Raw genomic sequence first — 15,472 nt, 5'->3', positions numbered from 1 at the left:
TCGGACGGCGCGCCGGGCCGGACCCCGCCGCCGCGCCCCGATCGCCTCACCCAGAGGCACACCATCAATCGGCCGAAAGGAAGGCACGATGGCGTTGAACCCGGGCGACCCCGCCCCCGACTTCTCCCTGCCGGCGACCGGCGGCGAGACCCTGAGCCTCGCCGGCCTGAAGGGCCGCAAGGCGGTGCTGTACTTCTACCCCAAGGACGACACCAGCGGCTGTACCCTGGAGGCCCAGGCCTTCAACGCGCTGGCCGACGCCTTCGCGGCGGCCGACACGGTGGTGATCGGCGTCTCGCCCGACCCGATGAAGAGCCACGACAAGTTCCGCGAGAAGTACGGCCTCGGCTTCCCACTCGCCTCCGACGAGACGAAGACGATGCTCGAAGCCTACGGCGTCTGGGTCGAGAAGAGCATGTACGGCCGCAAGTACATGGGCGTCGAGCGTACCACGGTGCTGATCGACCGGGACGGGACCATCGCGCAGGTCTGGCCGAAGGTGAAGGTGCCGGGCCACGCCGACGCGGTGCTGGCGGCGGCCAAGGCTCTCTGAGGGCACGGCGCCCGAGCGAGCGCGGGGCGGCCGGACGACCCGGCCGCCTCTGCGTCTGCGTCTGGGGCATCGTGATGCCGGCGCGGGACGCGAAGCGTGTCCGAGACTTGAGACATCCTTAACCTTAACCCGCGACGGTTCGGCTCAGGTTACCGGACCGCGCCGATGCTCTCCCCCCGCCCCGATCTCCCGGCTTTCACCCGCCCGCCATCCTCGCTCCCCTCCCCCGAGCCGGAGCGCGTCTGGGTGGTGCGGCGCCGGACCCTGCTGATCGCGGCCCTGGCCTTCGGGACGCTGGCCCTGTGGGCGAGCGCAGCGACCTGGTTCATCGTGTTCCGCGACGAGGCCCTGGCCCGGTTCATGGAGCGCCAGGCGGCGATGCAATACGCCTACGAGGAGCGGGTCAGCGCCCTGCGGGCCCGGCTCGACCGGGTGGCGACGCAGAAGCTCCTCGAACAGGACGGGGTCGAGACCCGGCTCGCCGACCTCGCCGGCCGGCAGGTGGCGCTGGAAAGCCGCCAGGCGATGCTGATGGGCCTCGCCGAGCAGGCCGGCGGCGCCGGCATGGCGATGGACGAGGACGGGGTACAATCCTCCTTAGCCCCGGCCCGCCCGCTGCCCGCCCGGGCGCCCGCGCCGGCCCCGACGCCGGAATCGCTCGGCCTGCGCACCGAGGCGGAGACGGGCGCCCCCCTCCCCGCCCCCTCTCCCGGGGTGAGCGCCCGGATGGCGATGCTGGGCCACGCCCTCGACGGGTTCGAGGCGCGCCAGAGCCTGGTGGTGGGGCGCCTCGCGGCCCGCAGCCGCGGCGAGGCGGCGCGCCTGCGCGGAGTGATGGCGGAGACCGGACTCGAGGCGGCTCGCTTCGCCGACCGCCGCGGCGGCGGGATCGGCGGTCCGCTGGTCCCGGCCGGATCGGGGCCGTTCGAGACCGCGGTGCTGCAGGCCCAGCGCGACCTCGGCGAGCGCGACGCCCTGCGGCGCATCGTCGGCGCCCTGCCCCTGCGCCGGCCGGTCGCGGTCGATGGCGGGCTGTCGAGCACCTTCGGCTACCGGTCCGACCCGTTCACCCGCGGCCTCGCCCTCCATACCGGCATCGACCTGCGGTCGGAATACGGCGCCCCGGCGCGGGCGACCGCGGCCGGGACGGTGACGATGGCGGACTATTCCGGCGGCTACGGCAACATGGTCGAGGTCGATCACGGCCACGGCCTCGCAACCCGCTACGCGCATCTCTCGGCCATCATGGTGGTGCCCGGCCAGGCGGTGGCGGCGGGCCAGACCGTCGGCCGGGTCGGCTCCACCGGCCGCTCGACCGGGACGCACCTGCACTACGAGACCCGCATCGACGGCGAACCGGTCGATCCCCAGCGCTTCCTGCGGGCGGGGGCCCGGATGGCGGCGCGCTGACCGAGGCGGGCGCTCAGCCCTCGACCGTCTCGGTGCGGCCGCCGCCCGAGGCTTGGGCCATCTGGGACTGCCCGGACTTGGCCTGGACGAAATCGACCTCCGCGGACGCCGTCTGCCCCTGCATCATCCGGGGCTCCAGCGCCTCGACGTCGCGCCGGTTCTCCATCTCGGCCCGCAGCTCGCGCTCGGCGAGCAGCCAGAACTGGATCTCGAATCCGGCGGGGCGGTGGTTGCGCTCCCAGATGTCGTAGGCGCGGGCCCGGATCGCCGCCAGGGGAATGTCACGCATCACCGATACCTCACCCATGCCCGCCGGGTCTTCGCGCCTGTCGGGCTCCATGCCGGGGTCCGGCCTCGGGCCGGACGCTCGACTCATCGGGCACCTATACCGTGGGCTGGTATCGCTGTCGCGGTCGATCGGCGTTGCGATGCGGGCGCGATGCCCGCCGATCAACGCATGGCGGTCCCGGTCTCTCCGGCCGGCCCCGCTTGGCCCGGACGGAACCCGTCCGGGCGTCGGTGTCTCATACGGTTTCCGGTTCATCGCTTCGCGATACCGGAAGCGGCTTCGCTCAGGCGCCGCGCGGGCTCTGATACGCTCTCCGGAAGGAGCGTTCAGGAGAGCGAATCAGACCAGGCGGCTCTGCTCGATCGCCGCGGCGACGAAGCTCTGGAACAGCGGGTGCGGCTCGAACGGGCGCGACTTCAGCTCCGGGTGGAACTGCACGCCGATGAACCACGGGTGGCCCACCACCTCGACGGTCTCGGGGAGCAAGCCATCCGGCGACAGCCCGGCGAAGCGCATCCCCTTGGCCTCCAGCCGCTCGCGATAGGCCATGTTGACCTCGTAGCGGTGGCGGTGGCGCTCGGCGATGCGTGTGCCGCCGTAGATCTTGGCGATCTGCGAATCCGGCTCCAGGGCCGCGGTGTAGGAGCCCAGCCGCATCGTGCCGCCGAGATCGCCCTCGGCGAGGCGGCGCTCGAGCTCGTTGCCGCGCATCCACTCGGTCAAGAGGCCGACCACCGGCTCCGGCGTCGGGCCGAACTCGGTCGAGTTGGCGTCGGCGATGCCGGCGAGCGAGCGGGCCGCCTCGACCACCGCCATCTGCATGCCGAAGCAGATCCCGAAATACGGGATCTTGCGCTCGCGGGCGTAGCGGGCGGCGCGGATCTTTCCTTCCGCGCCGCGCTGGCCGAAGCCGCCCGGCACCAGGATGCCGTTGAGGCCCTCCAGGAACGGCGCCGGGTCCTCGCGCTCGAACACCTCGGCCTCGATCCACTCCAGGTTGACCTTGACCCGGTTGGCGATGCCGCCATGGCTCAGCGCCTCGATCAGCGACTTGTAGGCGTCCTTGAGGCCCGTGTACTTGCCGACGATGGCGATCGAGACCTCGCCCTCCGGGCTCTTGATCCGGCCGACGATGTCGTGCCAGCGGTCGAGCTTCGGCTCGGGGCCGGTCTCGAGGCCGAAATGCGCCAGCACCTCGCGGTCCAGCCCCTCCTCCTTGTAGGAGAGCGGCACCTCGTAGATCGTGCCGACGTCGCGCGCCTCGATCACCGCCGATTCGCGCACGTTGCAGAACTGCGCCAGCTTGCGGCGCTCCTCGCGGGGGATCGCGCGGTCGCAGCGGCAGAGCAGGATGTCGGGCTGGATGCCGATCGAGCGCAGCTCCGCCACCGAGTGCTGGGTCGGCTTGGTCTTCAATTCGCCGGCCGACGGGATGTAGGGCAGGAGCGTCAGGTGGACGTAGGCGCAGGTGCCGCGGGGCAGTTCCTGGCCGAGCTGGCGGATCGCCTCGAAGAACGGCAGGCCCTCGATGTCGCCGACGGTGCCGCCGATCTCGACCAGCACGAAGTCGTAGGCGTCGTTGCCGTCGAGGACGAACTCCTTGATGGCGTTGGTGACGTGCGGGATCACCTGGATGGTGGCGCCGAGATAGTCGCCCCGGCGCTCCTTGGTGATGATGTCGAGGTAGATCCGGCCGGTCGTGATGTTGTCGGCCCGCGTCGCCGGCACGCCGGTGAAGCGTTCGTAATGGCCGAGATCGAGATCGGTCTCGGCGCCGTCGTCGGTGACGAAGACCTCGCCGTGCTGCGTCGGGCTCATCGTGCCCGGATCGACGTTGAGGTAGGGGTCCAGCTTGCGCAGGCGGACCTTGTAGCCGCGGGCCTGGAGCAGGGCCGCGAGGGCGGCGGAAGCGAGACCCTTGCCGAGCGAGGAGACCACGCCGCCGGTGATGAAAACATACCGCGTCATGGGACTTGCTCCATACACAGGCGTGGCCGGGTTGCCAAACGCCGCCAGCTCAACGGGGTCATGTCCGGGCGGCAGGGCCGGCCGGATGCACAGGATTTTTCCAGAACCGGAGCGGCGGCGCGAAGGCGCCGCCGTCGCTCGCGCGGTGTCCTAGCGGGACTGGGGCGCCGCGGGGGCAGCCGGAGCGGCGGGCGCCGCCGGGGTCTGGGCCGCGGGCGCGTCGCCCTGCTGCTGGCGCAGCTGGTCGAGGACGTTGCCGGCCGGCGGGGCGCCGGTCTGGCCCGCCGGGGCCTTGGTGCTCGCGCCCTCGAAGATCGATCGCGGGCCCGCACCCCGGTGCGACATGATCGCCAGGATCATGCTGGTGGTGAAGAACAGGGCCGCCAGGATCGCGGTGGCGCGGGTCAGCGCGTTGGCCTGGCCGCGGCCGGTCATGAAGCCCTGCGTGCCGCCCCCGCCGCCGAGGCCGAGGCCGCCCTCGGAGCGCTGCAGCAGCACCACGCCGATCAGGGCGAGGACGATGATCAGGTGGACGACGATCAGAACGGTCTGCATCGGGCTTCCGGGCCGGCCCTGTTCGGGCCGCCAACGTGGCAACGGCCGGCACGCGGACGCGTCCGGACCTCCAATTCCGGGCGCTCCTATACGAGAAGTGCGCCCGAGCCAAGGGTGGTGGGTGGAATGGAGGCAAAGAAGACGCAGTCTGGCGCCGCGGTATAACCCTCCCCCTCTGCGGGGGAGGGTGCCCGGCGGAGCCGGGCGGGAGAGGGGACGCCGCTTCCGGATGAGGCGGAACCGTTCTGACGGGCGCCCTCTGAGTCAGCGTCGCGCTGCCCCTCTCGGCGGGACTGCGTCCCGCTGCGCCTGCTCCGCAGGCCACCCTCCCCCGCAGAGGGGGGAGGGTTGGGGTGGTGGGTCACCCCCGCGCCGGGAACCCCTCCTCGAACCGCACCGCCTCGCCCCGCGACGGCTCGGTGAGGCTGCCCTCCCACATCACCGCCTGGCCGCGAACGACGGTGCCGACCGGCCAGCCGGTGACCTCGCGCCCGTCATGGGGCGTCCAGCCGCATTTGGAGGCGATCCAGGCGTTGGTGATGGTCTCGCGGCGCTTGAGATCCACCACCGTCACGTCGGCGTCGTAGCCCACCGCGAGGCGCCCCTTGCGGGCGATGCCGAAGATCCGCTTCGGGCCGGCGCTGGTGAGATCGACGAAGCGCTGCAGCGAGAGCCGGCCGGCGGCGACGTGGTCGAGCATCACCGGCACCAGGGTCTGCACGCCGGTCATGCCCGACGGCGATTCCGGATAGGTCTTCTGCTTCTCCTCCAGCGTGTGCGGCGCGTGGTCGGAGCCGAGCACGTCGGCCACGCCCTGCGACAGGCCCCACCACAGCCCGTCGCGGTGGTCGGCGCCCCGCACCGGCGGGTTCATCTGCACCAGCGTGCCGAGGCGGGCATAGGCCTCATCGCCATCGAGCGTCAGGTGGTGGGGCGTCAGCTCGCAGGTGGCGACGTCCTTGTGCTCGGCCAGGTAGCGCATCTCCTCCTTGGTGGAGATGTGCAGGATGTGGATGCGGGCCCCCGTCTCGCGGGCGATGCGCACCAGCCGCTCGGTGGCCTTCAGCGCCGCTTCCGGCGAGCGCCAGACCGGGTGCGAGGACGGATCGCCCGGCACCCGCAGGCCCTTGCGGTCGCGCAGCATCGCCTCGTCCTCGGCGTGGAAGGCCGAGCGGCGGCGGGTGCGCTTGAGGATCTCGGTGATGCCGGCATCGTCCTCGACGAGGAGCGAGCCGGTGGAGGAGCCGATGAACACCTTGATGCCGGCCGCGCCCGGCAGGCGCTCCAACTCGGCGACGTCGCGCGCGTTCTCGTGCGTGCCGCCGACCCAGAACGCGAAGTCGCAATGCATCCGGTGGTGGGCGCGCTTCAGCTTGTCGTCGAGGGCGTCCGGGCTCGTGGTCTGCGGCACGGTGTTGGGCATCTCGAACACCGTGGTCACGCCGCCCATCACGGCGGCACGCGACCCGGTCTCCAGGTCCTCCTTGTGGTCGAGGCCCGGCTCGCGGAAATGCACCTGGCTGTCGATCACGCCGGGCAGGAGGTGCAGGCCGCGGCAATCGAGGGTGCGGCCGGCCGATGCCTGCGACAGGTCGCCGATGGCGGCGACGCGCCCGGCCGTGACGCCGATATCGGCCAGTCCCTCGCCGTCGTGGTTGACCACGGTGCCGCCGCGCAGGAGGAGGTCGAAGCTCTGGCTCATCGGTCGCATTCCTCGTTCGCCCCCGTGCCGCGATTGAGGGCCGGGCGCAGGCGGCTTATGTCAGCCCTGCTCCCGGTTCAAGCAAAGGACCCCCGATGCCGCTTGCCCTCCTGCCCGACCGTGCCGTCGTGGCGGTCACCGGCGCCGACGCGTCGAGCTTCCTCCAGGGTCTCGTGACCTGCAACGTCGAGACCCTGCCGGACGGGGAAGCCCGGCTCGGCGCGCTGCTCAGCCCCCAGGGCAAGATCCTGTTCGATTTCCTGGCGAGCCGCGCGCCCGACGGCTTCCACCTCGACGTCGCCCGCGAGAAGGCGCCCGACCTCCTCAAGCGCCTGACCCTCTACAAGCTGCGGGCCCAGGTGACCGTGGCCGCGCTGCCGCTCGCGGTGGCGGCGGGTTGGGACGGGCCGGCCCCCTCCCCGTCCCTGCGCGACGGGCGCCTCGCCGAACTCGGCTGGCGCCTCTACGCCCCGGAGGGCGAGACTCCGGCGGCGGACGCGGACGCTTCGGCCTACGCCGCCCACCGCATCGGCGTCGGCGTGCCCGAGGCCGGAACCGACTTCCCGTTCGGCGACGCCTTCCCGCACGAGGCGCTGATGGACCAGCTCGGCGGCGTCGACTTCAGGAAGGGCTGCTACGTCGGCCAGGAGGTGGTGTCGCGCATGCAGCACCGCGGCACCGCCCGCACCCGCATCGTGCCGCTCACCTACCGCGACGGCGAAGCGGCCCCGGCCGGCGCGGCCGTGAGCGCCGGCGAGCGCAGCCTCGGCCAGACCGGCGGCGGCGCCGGCGCGCGCGGGCTGGCGATGCTGCGCATCGACCGGCTCGGCGAGGCGCTGGCGGCGGGCGAGACCGTCTCGGCGGGCGGGCGGGCGGCGACGGTCGAGAAGCCGGGCTTCGCGACCTTCGCCTGGCCGGGCTGAGCGGAGGACGGGGTGCGCCCCGTCCCCTACGGGCACGGCTCATGCGCCCGGAGTCCCGTCACCCCTCGATGATCGACCGGATCTTGGTCGCCAGTCCCTCGACCGGGAACGGCTTGGTGATCATCTGCATGCCGGGGCCGAGATGGCCGTTGCCGAAGGTCGCGTTCTCGGCGTAGCCGGTCATGAACAGCACCTTGAGGGCCGGGCGCACCAGGCGGGCCTGGTCGGCGAGCTGGCGGCCGTTGAGGCCCGGCAGGCCGACATCGGTGACGAGCAGGTCGATATGCGCGTCCGATTGCAGGTGGCGCAGGCCCGCGGTGCCGTCGCCGGCCTCCAGGGTGCGGTAGCCGAGCTCGTGCAGCACCTCGATCACCAGGGACCGCACCGTCGGATCGTCCTCGACCACCAGCACCGTCTCGCCGCGCTCGGCCCGCGGCGCCTCGCCCCGCACCTCCGCCAAGGCCTCGACCTCGCCGTGGTAGCGCGGCAGGTAGAGCTTGACCGTCGTGCCCTGCCCGGCCTCCGAGTAGATCTTGACGTTGCCCTCGGATTGCTTGGCGAAGCCGTAGATCATCGACAGGCCGAGGCCCGTGCCCTGCCCCAGGGGCTTGGTGGTGAAGAACGGGTCGAAGGCCCGGGCGATCACGTCGGGCGGCATGCCGGTGCCGGTATCGGTCACGCTGACGCAGACGTACTGGCCCGCCCGCACCCCGATCTCGCGCGACGCATAGGCGTCGTCGAGGTGGGAATTGGCGGTCTCGATGGTGAGCCGCCCGCCTTCCGGCATCGCGTCGCGGGCGTTGATCGCGAGGTTGAGGATCGCGTTCTCGAGCTGGTTGGGGTCGCACAGCGTCAGCCACAGGCCGCCGGCCACCACCACCTCGAGCTGGACCCGCTCGCCCAGCGTCCGGCGCATCAATTCGTCCATCGAGCTCACCAGCCGGTTGGCGTCGACGGGCCTCGATTCGAGCGGCTGGCGGCGCGAGAAGGCGAGCAGCCGGTGGGTCAGCGCCGCGGCGCGCTGGGCCGAGGCCATGGCGAGGCCGGCGTAGCGGGTCAGGTTCTCGGTCCGGCCCTCGTTGATGCGGGTCTGCATCAGGTCGAGCGAGCCGACGATGCCGGTGAGCAGGTTGTTGAAGTCGTGGGCGATGCCGCCGGTGAGCTGGCCCACCGCCTCCATCTTCTGCGACTGGCGCAGCTGCTCCTCGGCCCGCTCACGCTCGGCCACCGCCTCGCGCACCCGCGCCTCCAGGGTGTCGTTGAGCTCGCGGAGCGCCACCTCGGCCCGCTTCGATTCCGTGACGTCGTAGATCACCCCGACATGGCGCAGGCCCGAGGTCTCGGTGTCGCGGATCGCCTCGCCCCGGCGCACCAGCCAGCGCACCTCGCCGGTATCGGCAAGCCGCACCCGCGTCTCGATCGGCGGAAGCTCGCCCTCCTGGCGCTGGTCGGGCGCCATCAGCGGCGGGTCGCCCTCGACCACCAGGGCGTTGACGGCGCTCGCCGCGACGGTGCGGGCCGGCACCAGGCCGAGCAGGCTGCAGAATTGCGGCGAGGCCGCCACGGTGGCGAAGCCCGGGACGTGCTCGAAGGCGCCGACGCGCCCCGCCGACTGCGCGATGCGCAGCCGCTCCTCGACCCGCTTCTGGTCGGTGACCTCGACCAGCACGCCGGTGAAGCGGGCCGGCCGCCCATCGGCGCCGAAATGGCAGCGGCCGCGGGCATGGACCCAACGTACCGCACCGTCCGGCCCGAGCAGCCGGTACTCCTTGTCGAACACCTCCGCGCCGCCGAGGATGCCGCTCACCGCGAGCCGCACCCGCCCCCGGTCGAGGGGGTGGATGCCGGCGAAGAAGGCGCTCGACGGCAGCGGCCCGGGGCTGAGCGGCACCGTTCCGGGGCGCGCGGGCGGCGCGAGCCCGGTCAGCGCCGCGAAGCGCGCGTCGACGTGCAGGCGCTTCTCCGGGATGTCCCAGTCCCAGGTGCCGGCGATGCCGGCCGACGAGAGGGTGAGCGAGAGCTGGCGCTGCGCCTCGGAGAGGCGCCGCTCGATGTCGGCGAGCCGCGTGCGTCCGGCCTCGGCTTCGTGGACATGCGACATGTCCACCTGCGAGGCGAAGTAGTTGACGAGGCGACCCGCCTCGTCGCGGATCGGGCAGATCAGCAGCTGGTTCCAGAACCGGCTGCCGTCGCGGCGGTAGTTCAGGAGCGTGACCCGGGTGACGCGCTCCTCGCGCAGCCCCTCGCGGATCGCCGCCACCGCGCCCGGATCGGTCTCGGCCCCTTGCAGGAACCGGCAGTTGCTGCCCACCACCTCCTCGGCGGAGTAGCCGGCGAGCGTCAGGAAGGCCGGGTTGGCGTAGACGATCGGGTTGTCGGGCAGGCGCGGATCGGTGACGAGCATCGGCTGGCGCGACTGCTCGAAGGCGGCGAGGAACGGCCCGGCCCGGTGCCGCGCCGCCGCGATCGCGGCGGCGAGCGCCTCGGCGCGGCCGGGATCGGTGCCGTCCGGGGCGCTCATGCGGGCAGCCTGCCGGCCTGAGGGGGGAGCGTCATCAGGCGTCCAGGTCGCCGAGCGCGCGGGCGATGAACTCGTCCACCAGCCCGCGCAGGTTCTCGATCGACGGCAGGTCCATCAGCATCGCCAGGTAGCCGCGGATGTCGCGCTCGCTCACCGAGAAGTCGATGTAGAGAAAGAGCACCAGGGCGTCCGCGGCCGTCGGCGCACCCGCCTCCGCCCCGAAGATCCGCGGGCCGTCGCCGCGCGCGATACCCGGCAGCGACATGGTGAGCGTGCGCTGGAGCATGTTCGCCATGGTGGCGAGGCAGCCGTTGAGGATGATGTTGCCGGTCTCGGCCAGCGCCTCGTCCTCCAAAGCCGCGACCTCCTCGGGCGACAGGTCCCCGCCGGCGACCGCCCGCACCAGCTCGCGGCCGTTCTCCTGCGGGAAGATCAGCAGGGCGCGGCCCGCGAAGGCGCCCTCGAAATCCTGGTGCACCACCACGAGGGGCGCCGCCTCGCGCTCGCCGATCAGCCGGGCGGCGGCGGCGCGCGAGACGATCTCGACCGAGGGCACCGAGAGCAGCACCTGGGTGCCGATCATCGTGCGCAGGCTGGCGGCGGCGCGGCTGACGCCGATGTTGACGAGTTCGGTGAAGGCGTCCTGCTGCAGCTCGGTCAGGCCGATGGCGGGAGGGGGCGCCGCGCCGGGAGCCGGAACGGTCACGGGGCGCCCCGGCGCAGGCGCAGGGACGCGCCCGACAGGAAGCCCGCCAGCGCCTCGCCGGTCAGGGGCTTGGGCATGAAGGTCGCGTCGACGCTCCGGGCGCGGGCGATCACCTCGTCCTGGATGTTGGCCGAGATCACGGCGATCGGCATGCCGGGGTTCTGGGCACGCAGCTCCGCCGCGAGGGCGAGCCCGTCCTTGCCCGGCATGTTGAAGTCGAGGAGGGCGACGCCGACCGGCTCGGCGGCGGCGATCGCCGCGGCCTCCTCGGCATTCGCGGCCTCGCGCACCGCCCAATCCGGCTTGAGCTGCCGCAGCAGCCGTACGGCCACCGCCCGGGCGAGCTTGCTGTCGTCCACGACGAGGACGGTCACGGTTTGCGGCGACGGGGGCTGCGTCATGGAGGGCATCTAGGTCGTTTGCGCCGCGAGGGAAACGCCTGCCCCGCGGGAAAGGCGCGTGGGGAGGGCGAAAGACGGAGCCGTATGCTCCGGGCCGGCATAGCGGAAAACCGGCATCCATGCGTAGGGTTTTCTCGCGCGAGGTTTTTTCGGCGGCGCAAGTGCCGCTGCGGGCGCGGCGCGGCGTCGCTGCGGCATGCGTCTTCCGGGACCTGCTCGCCACGATACGAAGGTTTTGTTTCGCCCTCGACCTCATCCTGAGGCATCAGCCGATTGAAAATCGACCGACCTCGAAGGAGGGCCCCAGCAGGCGCAGTGATCCCTGGAGCCCTCCTTCGAGGTCAGACCATCTTCGATGGACTGACACCTCAGGATGAGGTCGCTGATAGAATTAAGACATATCCCAACATCAAAATCATCAATCGACCAGATTCTTAACTCGAAGCTTTCCGACAAGATCGCCACTTACAACTGATCGGCCTGTCTCGACGGAGGTCGAGGTCGGGAAAACTCGACCCGGATCAACCGGGCTCCGACGGAGCGCGGGGCGCGGCGAGCACCGGCGCCAGCCAGCGCGCCGCGAAGGGATCGCCGCAGGTGCCGTGGAGCGGCGGGCGCAGCCGCAGCAGCACCTGGACCAGCGCGGTGTGCAGACCCGTGCAGGCGCTCCACTCGACGCCGAGGCCCGGCTCAGCCAGCAGCAGGGCGGCCAGGGTCTCGGCCTCCTCGACCGGGCAGGCCCCTTCGAGCCGGATCAGTTCGCCGTCGCGCCGCACGCTCATGCCCGCCCCTCCCCGTCCGGGCCGCCCACGAGGGTCTCGGCATCGAGCACCAGCAGCACGGCGCCGTCGCCGGTCAGCACCGTGCCGGCGAGCCCGGGCAGCGCGGCGAGCGCCGGCAGGGGCTGCACCAGCCCGTCGAGGCGGCCGGCGAACCGATCCACCTCGACGGCGACCCAATCACCGCCGCCGACGCGCAAGATCGCCAGCCGAGCCTCCTCCGGCAAGTCGTTTCGCGGCAAGTCGTTTCGCGGCAACTCCTCTCGCGGCAGGCCGAGGAGGGCGGAGAGCGCCAGGACCGGCACCGTACGCCCGCGCAGGACCGTCGCGGCGCCGGTGCCGAGGGACTGGATCCGCTCGCGCGGGACCCGGGCGAGCTCGACCACCGCCTCCATCGGCAGGCCGTAGCGCTCCGGCCCGATGCCGACGAGGAGCAGCCGGGCGAGGGTCCGGGTCCGGGGCAGCACGAGGCGCACCGTCGTGCCCCGTCCGGCCCGGCTCTCGACCGTGCAGGTCCCGCCGAGCCGGGTCGCGGCGGCCCGCACCGCATCCATGCCGACGCCGCGGCCGGAGACGGTGCCGACCTCGGCCGCGGTCGAGAAGCCGGGGGCGAAGATCAGGTCGATCGTCCCCGCCTCGTCGAGGGCGGCGAGGGCGTCGGGCGCCAGCAGCCCGCGCTCGGCGGCGCGGCGGCGGAGGAAGGCCGGGTCGAGGCCGCGGCCGTCGTCCTCGACCGAGACCACCACCCGGTCGGCCCGGGCCTCGGCCCGCAGCGCGATCCGGCCCGCCTCCGGCTTGCCGGCGAGACGCCGCGCCTCCGGCGGCTCGATCCCGTGGTCGACGGCGTTGCGCACGAGGTGGAGCAGCGGCTCGAACAGCCCCTCGGCGACGTCCCGGTCGAGCTCGGTCGCCTCGCCGTCGAGGGTGAGCGTCGCCTGCTTGCCGAGCTGGCGGGCGACGTCGCGCAGGGCGCGGGGAAAGCGGCGGAAGATCCGGGCCAGCGGCTGGAGCCGCAGGCCCAAGGCCTCGCGGTGCAGCTCGGCGGAGAGCCGGCCGATCCGCTCGTCGCCCGCCCGCAGGGCCGGGAGGAGGTCGGCGAGGTCGGTGCCCGCGACCGCCCGGGCGACGACCTCGCCGAGGGCGGCGCGGGCCGCCGCGAGATCGTCGGCGAGCGCCACGAGGGCGTCGACCCGGGCCGCGTCGACCCGCAAGGTCCTGTCGGACCGTTGGTCCGTGTCGGACCGTTGGTCCGTGTCGGACCTTTGGTCCGCGTCGGCACCCCGGGCCGGATCGGGACCCGGATCGGGGGCGGCGTCCCGGGTAGGCCGGGCTCCGTTCGCGGCGTCGGGGTCCGGGGCAGCGGTCGGGACGATCGTCGCCGTCGTGATCTGGTCGCGCACCAGGCGGAAGACCGCGTCGACCTCCGCTGGCGCGTCGGTGGTCAGCAGTGTCACCGCGAGGTTGCAGGCGAAGACGTCGAGGGTCTCGACCGGCAGCCAGGGGGCGGCGGGGTGGAGGCGCAGGGCGACGAGGCCGGGCAGCCGGCGCACCAGGGCCAGGGGGTCGTCGCCGGCAAAGAAGCAATCGGCCCGCGGGACGTAGAGCAGGGCCGTCAGCGCACCGTCCGGATGGGGGCCCGCTTCGGCAAGGAGATCGGACGCCCAGCGGGGCACGGGGCCCGGCGGCGCGGGGGCCGCGGAACCGGCCCCATCCTCGCCCGGCCCCAGCAGGGCGCGGTAGCGGGCGAGGATCCGCTCGGCCTCTGCCGCGGCGCCGTCCGGGAGGCGGCCCGTCGCGGCGATCGCCTCGGTCCAGCGTCCGGCGGCGTCGAGGGTGGCGAGGGACGGGTCGACGAGGTCGGCGGCGGGCAGGCGCCCGGCGCGGGCGGCGGACAGGCCGTCCTCGGCGGCGTGCAGCACCGCGAGCATCGCCGGCCAGTCGAACAGGGCGACCGAGCCCTTGAGGGTGTGGACGGCGCGGAAGACCCGGTTCAGCACCGCGGGATCGGCGGCAGCGTCGAGGGCGAGCAAGTCCTCGGCCGCGGCCTCGATCAGCTCGCGCGCCTCGGCGACGAAATCCGCGACGAGGTCGTCCAAGGGCGGCAGGCCGGGTGTCGGCGGGGGCGTGTCGGTCACGGGGCATCCCCTTCGCGCGCATCCGCCGGACGCTGGTGGACGATCGCCTCCGGGAAGCGGCGGGTGCGGAACCGCGACGGGATCCGGTCCATAGATTCGGTGTGGCCGAGGCACAGGAAGCCGCCCGGCCGCAGGGCGGAAAAAAGGGTGTTTGCCGCGAGCCGGCGCGAGGCGTCGTCGAAGTAGATCAGCACGTTGCGGCAGAACACGATGTCGAAGCGCCCCTCCTGCGCCATGCCGGGCCCGTCGACGAGGTTGCGGCGGCTGAAGCGCACCGAGTCGCGCAGCTCCGGCAGGATGCGCCAGGACGGCACGGCGGTCCCCGCCTCGGCGGTGAAGTAGCGCGCAACGAGGTCCGGCGGCAGCCGGCCGAGGGCACGGGCGCCGTAGCGCCCGGCCCCGGCGGCGGCGAGCGCCCGGGTGTCGATGTCCGAGCCGACGATCTCGATCTCCCAGCGGTCGACCTCGGGCCAGTGCTCGAGGAGCCAGATCGCCAGGGAATACGGCTCCTCGCCGGTTGCGCAGGGCATCGACCAGATCCGGATCGGGTCGGCGGGGTCGCGTCCGGCGGCGATCGCCGGCATCAGCGAGGCGGTGAGGCAGTGCAGCTGGTGGGCCTCGCGGAAGAAGTAGGTCTCGTTGACCGTGAAGGCATTGACGAAGAGCTGGACCTCGCCGTCCGTGTCGGCGCGCAGCCGCGCCAGATAGCCCGGCACGCCGTCCGTCCCGGTGGCGCCCATCCGCTCGCGCACCCGGCGCTCGATGAACGGGCGCCGGTCGGCCGGCACCAGGATGCCGGTCTGGCGGTAGAGTAGCTCGCAGACCCGGGCCAGGTCGGCATCCGCCAGGAGGGCAGGCTCCCCGGTGGCCGCCTCGCGCCTCATGGCACCAGCGCCGTCAGCTCGGCCGCGATGGCCTCGAGCGGGGCGACCACGCTGGCGCCGCCGGCCCGCACCAGTTCGCCCGGCATGCCCCAGACCACCGCCGTCGCCTCGGCCTCCGCGATGGTGCGCCCGCCGCGCTCGCGCAGGGCCGCCATGGCGCGGGCGCCGTCGCGGCCCATGCCGGTCATCAGCACGCCGATGAGGCGAGGGGCCGGGACGAGGTCGAGGGCGCTCTCCACCAGCCGGTCGACGCTCGGATGCCAGGGGTAGTCGGCCCGGGCCGGGGCCGGGGCGGCCATCAGGCCGCCGGGCCGGCGCACCACGATCACGTCGGCGTCGCCGCGCCCGACATAGACCCGACCCGGGACGAGGGCGACCGGCGCGGTCACCTCCTGCACCGCCAGGGCCGAGAGCCCGTCGAGCCGCCGCGCCAGCGCCCCGGTGAAACTCGCCGGCATGTGCTGGGCCACCACGATCGGCCAGGGGAAGCCGGCCGCCAGCGCGCCGAGCAGGGCGGTGAGGGCCGGCGGGCCGCCGGTCGAGGCACCGACCAGCACGAGGCCGGCCGGCTCGTGCCCCGGGCCCGGATCCGGCGCCGGCCCGTCCGGGTCCGGTCGCGGCGCATCCGGCGCGGCGTCCCGGCGGC

At 73.2% G+C, this 15,472-nt stretch carries 14 protein-coding genes; 3 read left to right on the top strand and 11 right to left on the bottom strand.

Annotated features, from left to right (window positions below):
• Positions 1–88: 88 nt before the first annotated feature.
• Both HPY23_RS11215 and HPY23_RS33765 read left to right on the top strand, forming a co-directional pair.
• A complete protein-coding gene (locus HPY23_RS11215; RefSeq protein WP_060847127.1) occupies positions 89–553 on the top strand; it encodes a peroxiredoxin in 465 nt (154 codons plus the stop codon).
• 165 nt (positions 554–718) lie between these two features.
• Positions 719–1,963, top strand: a complete 1,245-nt coding sequence (locus HPY23_RS33765) for a M23 family metallopeptidase (RefSeq protein ID WP_091881883.1) — start codon at positions 719–721, stop codon at positions 1,961–1,963.
• 13 nt (positions 1,964–1,976) lie between these two features.
• Here the strand turns inward: HPY23_RS33765 and HPY23_RS33835 are convergent, their stop codons facing one another.
• The 4 genes from HPY23_RS33835 to HPY23_RS11190 all read right to left on the bottom strand — a co-directional run bounded on the left by HPY23_RS33835 (position 1,977) and on the right by HPY23_RS11190 (position 6,477).
• Positions 1,977–2,252, bottom strand: a complete 276-nt coding sequence (locus HPY23_RS33835) for a DUF2934 domain-containing protein (RefSeq protein WP_091882130.1) — start codon at positions 2,250–2,252, stop codon at positions 1,977–1,979.
• A 339-nt stretch (positions 2,253–2,591) separates the two neighbouring features.
• Positions 2,592–4,220 (bottom strand): CTP synthase, encoded by a 1,629-nt coding sequence (pyrG, locus tag HPY23_RS11200; protein WP_060847124.1) that lies wholly within the window; start codon positions 4,218–4,220, stop codon positions 2,592–2,594.
• A 150-nt stretch (positions 4,221–4,370) separates the two neighbouring features.
• Entirely contained in the window at positions 4,371–4,775 is a 405-nt protein-coding gene (gene secG / locus HPY23_RS11195) for a preprotein translocase subunit SecG (RefSeq protein ID WP_060847123.1), read from the bottom strand.
• A 361-nt stretch (positions 4,776–5,136) separates the two neighbouring features.
• Positions 5,137–6,477: a dihydroorotase gene (locus HPY23_RS11190; RefSeq protein ID WP_091881878.1), complete on the bottom strand. Its 1,341-nt coding sequence runs from the start codon at positions 6,475–6,477 to the stop codon at positions 5,137–5,139.
• Between the two features lie 95 nt (positions 6,478–6,572).
• On the opposite strand from HPY23_RS11190, the gene ygfZ reads away from it, so the two are divergent.
• Positions 6,573–7,400 (top strand): CAF17-like 4Fe-4S cluster assembly/insertion protein YgfZ, encoded by an 828-nt coding sequence (ygfZ, locus tag HPY23_RS11185; protein WP_091881875.1) that lies wholly within the window; start codon positions 6,573–6,575, stop codon positions 7,398–7,400.
• A gap of 58 nt (positions 7,401–7,458) precedes the next feature.
• Here ygfZ and HPY23_RS11180 read toward each other — a convergent pair whose 3' ends face one another.
• From HPY23_RS11180 to HPY23_RS11150, 7 genes are all read right to left on the bottom strand, one after another.
• On the bottom strand, positions 7,459–9,921 hold the full coding sequence (locus tag HPY23_RS11180) for a PAS domain S-box protein (RefSeq protein WP_060847120.1): 2,463 nt from the start codon (positions 9,919–9,921) through the stop codon (positions 7,459–7,461).
• Between the two features lie 34 nt (positions 9,922–9,955).
• Positions 9,956–10,627, bottom strand: coding sequence for a chemotaxis protein CheX (locus HPY23_RS11175; RefSeq protein ID WP_244537481.1), 672 nt, complete (start codon positions 10,625–10,627; stop codon positions 9,956–9,958).
• A complete protein-coding gene (locus HPY23_RS11170) occupies positions 10,624–11,028 on the bottom strand; it encodes a response regulator (RefSeq protein WP_060847119.1) in 405 nt (134 codons plus the stop codon). Before HPY23_RS11170 ends, HPY23_RS11175 begins: the two co-directional genes overlap by 4 nt.
• 521 nt (positions 11,029–11,549) lie before the next feature.
• A complete protein-coding gene (locus HPY23_RS11165) occupies positions 11,550–11,810 on the bottom strand; it encodes a hypothetical protein (RefSeq protein WP_060847118.1) in 261 nt (86 codons plus the stop codon).
• Complete coding sequence (locus HPY23_RS11160; RefSeq protein ID WP_244537480.1) at positions 11,807–13,942, bottom strand: chemotaxis protein CheA; 2,136 nt, start codon at positions 13,940–13,942, stop codon at positions 11,807–11,809. Before HPY23_RS11160 ends, HPY23_RS11165 begins: the two co-directional genes overlap by 4 nt.
• A complete protein-coding gene (locus HPY23_RS11155) occupies positions 13,939–14,826 on the bottom strand; it encodes a CheR family methyltransferase (protein ID WP_091881872.1) in 888 nt (295 codons plus the stop codon). The genes HPY23_RS11160 and HPY23_RS11155 overlap by 4 nt, the downstream gene beginning before the upstream one ends.
• Positions 14,823–15,472 (bottom strand): CheB methylesterase domain-containing protein (locus HPY23_RS11150; RefSeq protein WP_200649606.1); only part of this gene is annotated, 650 nt, incomplete at its 5' end. The genes HPY23_RS11150 and HPY23_RS11155, both read right to left, overlap by 4 nt.

The sequence above is a fragment of the Methylobacterium ajmalii genome, assembly GCF_016613415.1.
Lineage (GTDB): Bacteria > Pseudomonadota > Alphaproteobacteria > Rhizobiales > Beijerinckiaceae > Methylobacterium > Methylobacterium ajmalii.
The sequence above is the reverse complement of the archived record's forward strand: the minus strand, read 5'-3'. Positions and strand labels throughout refer to the sequence as shown.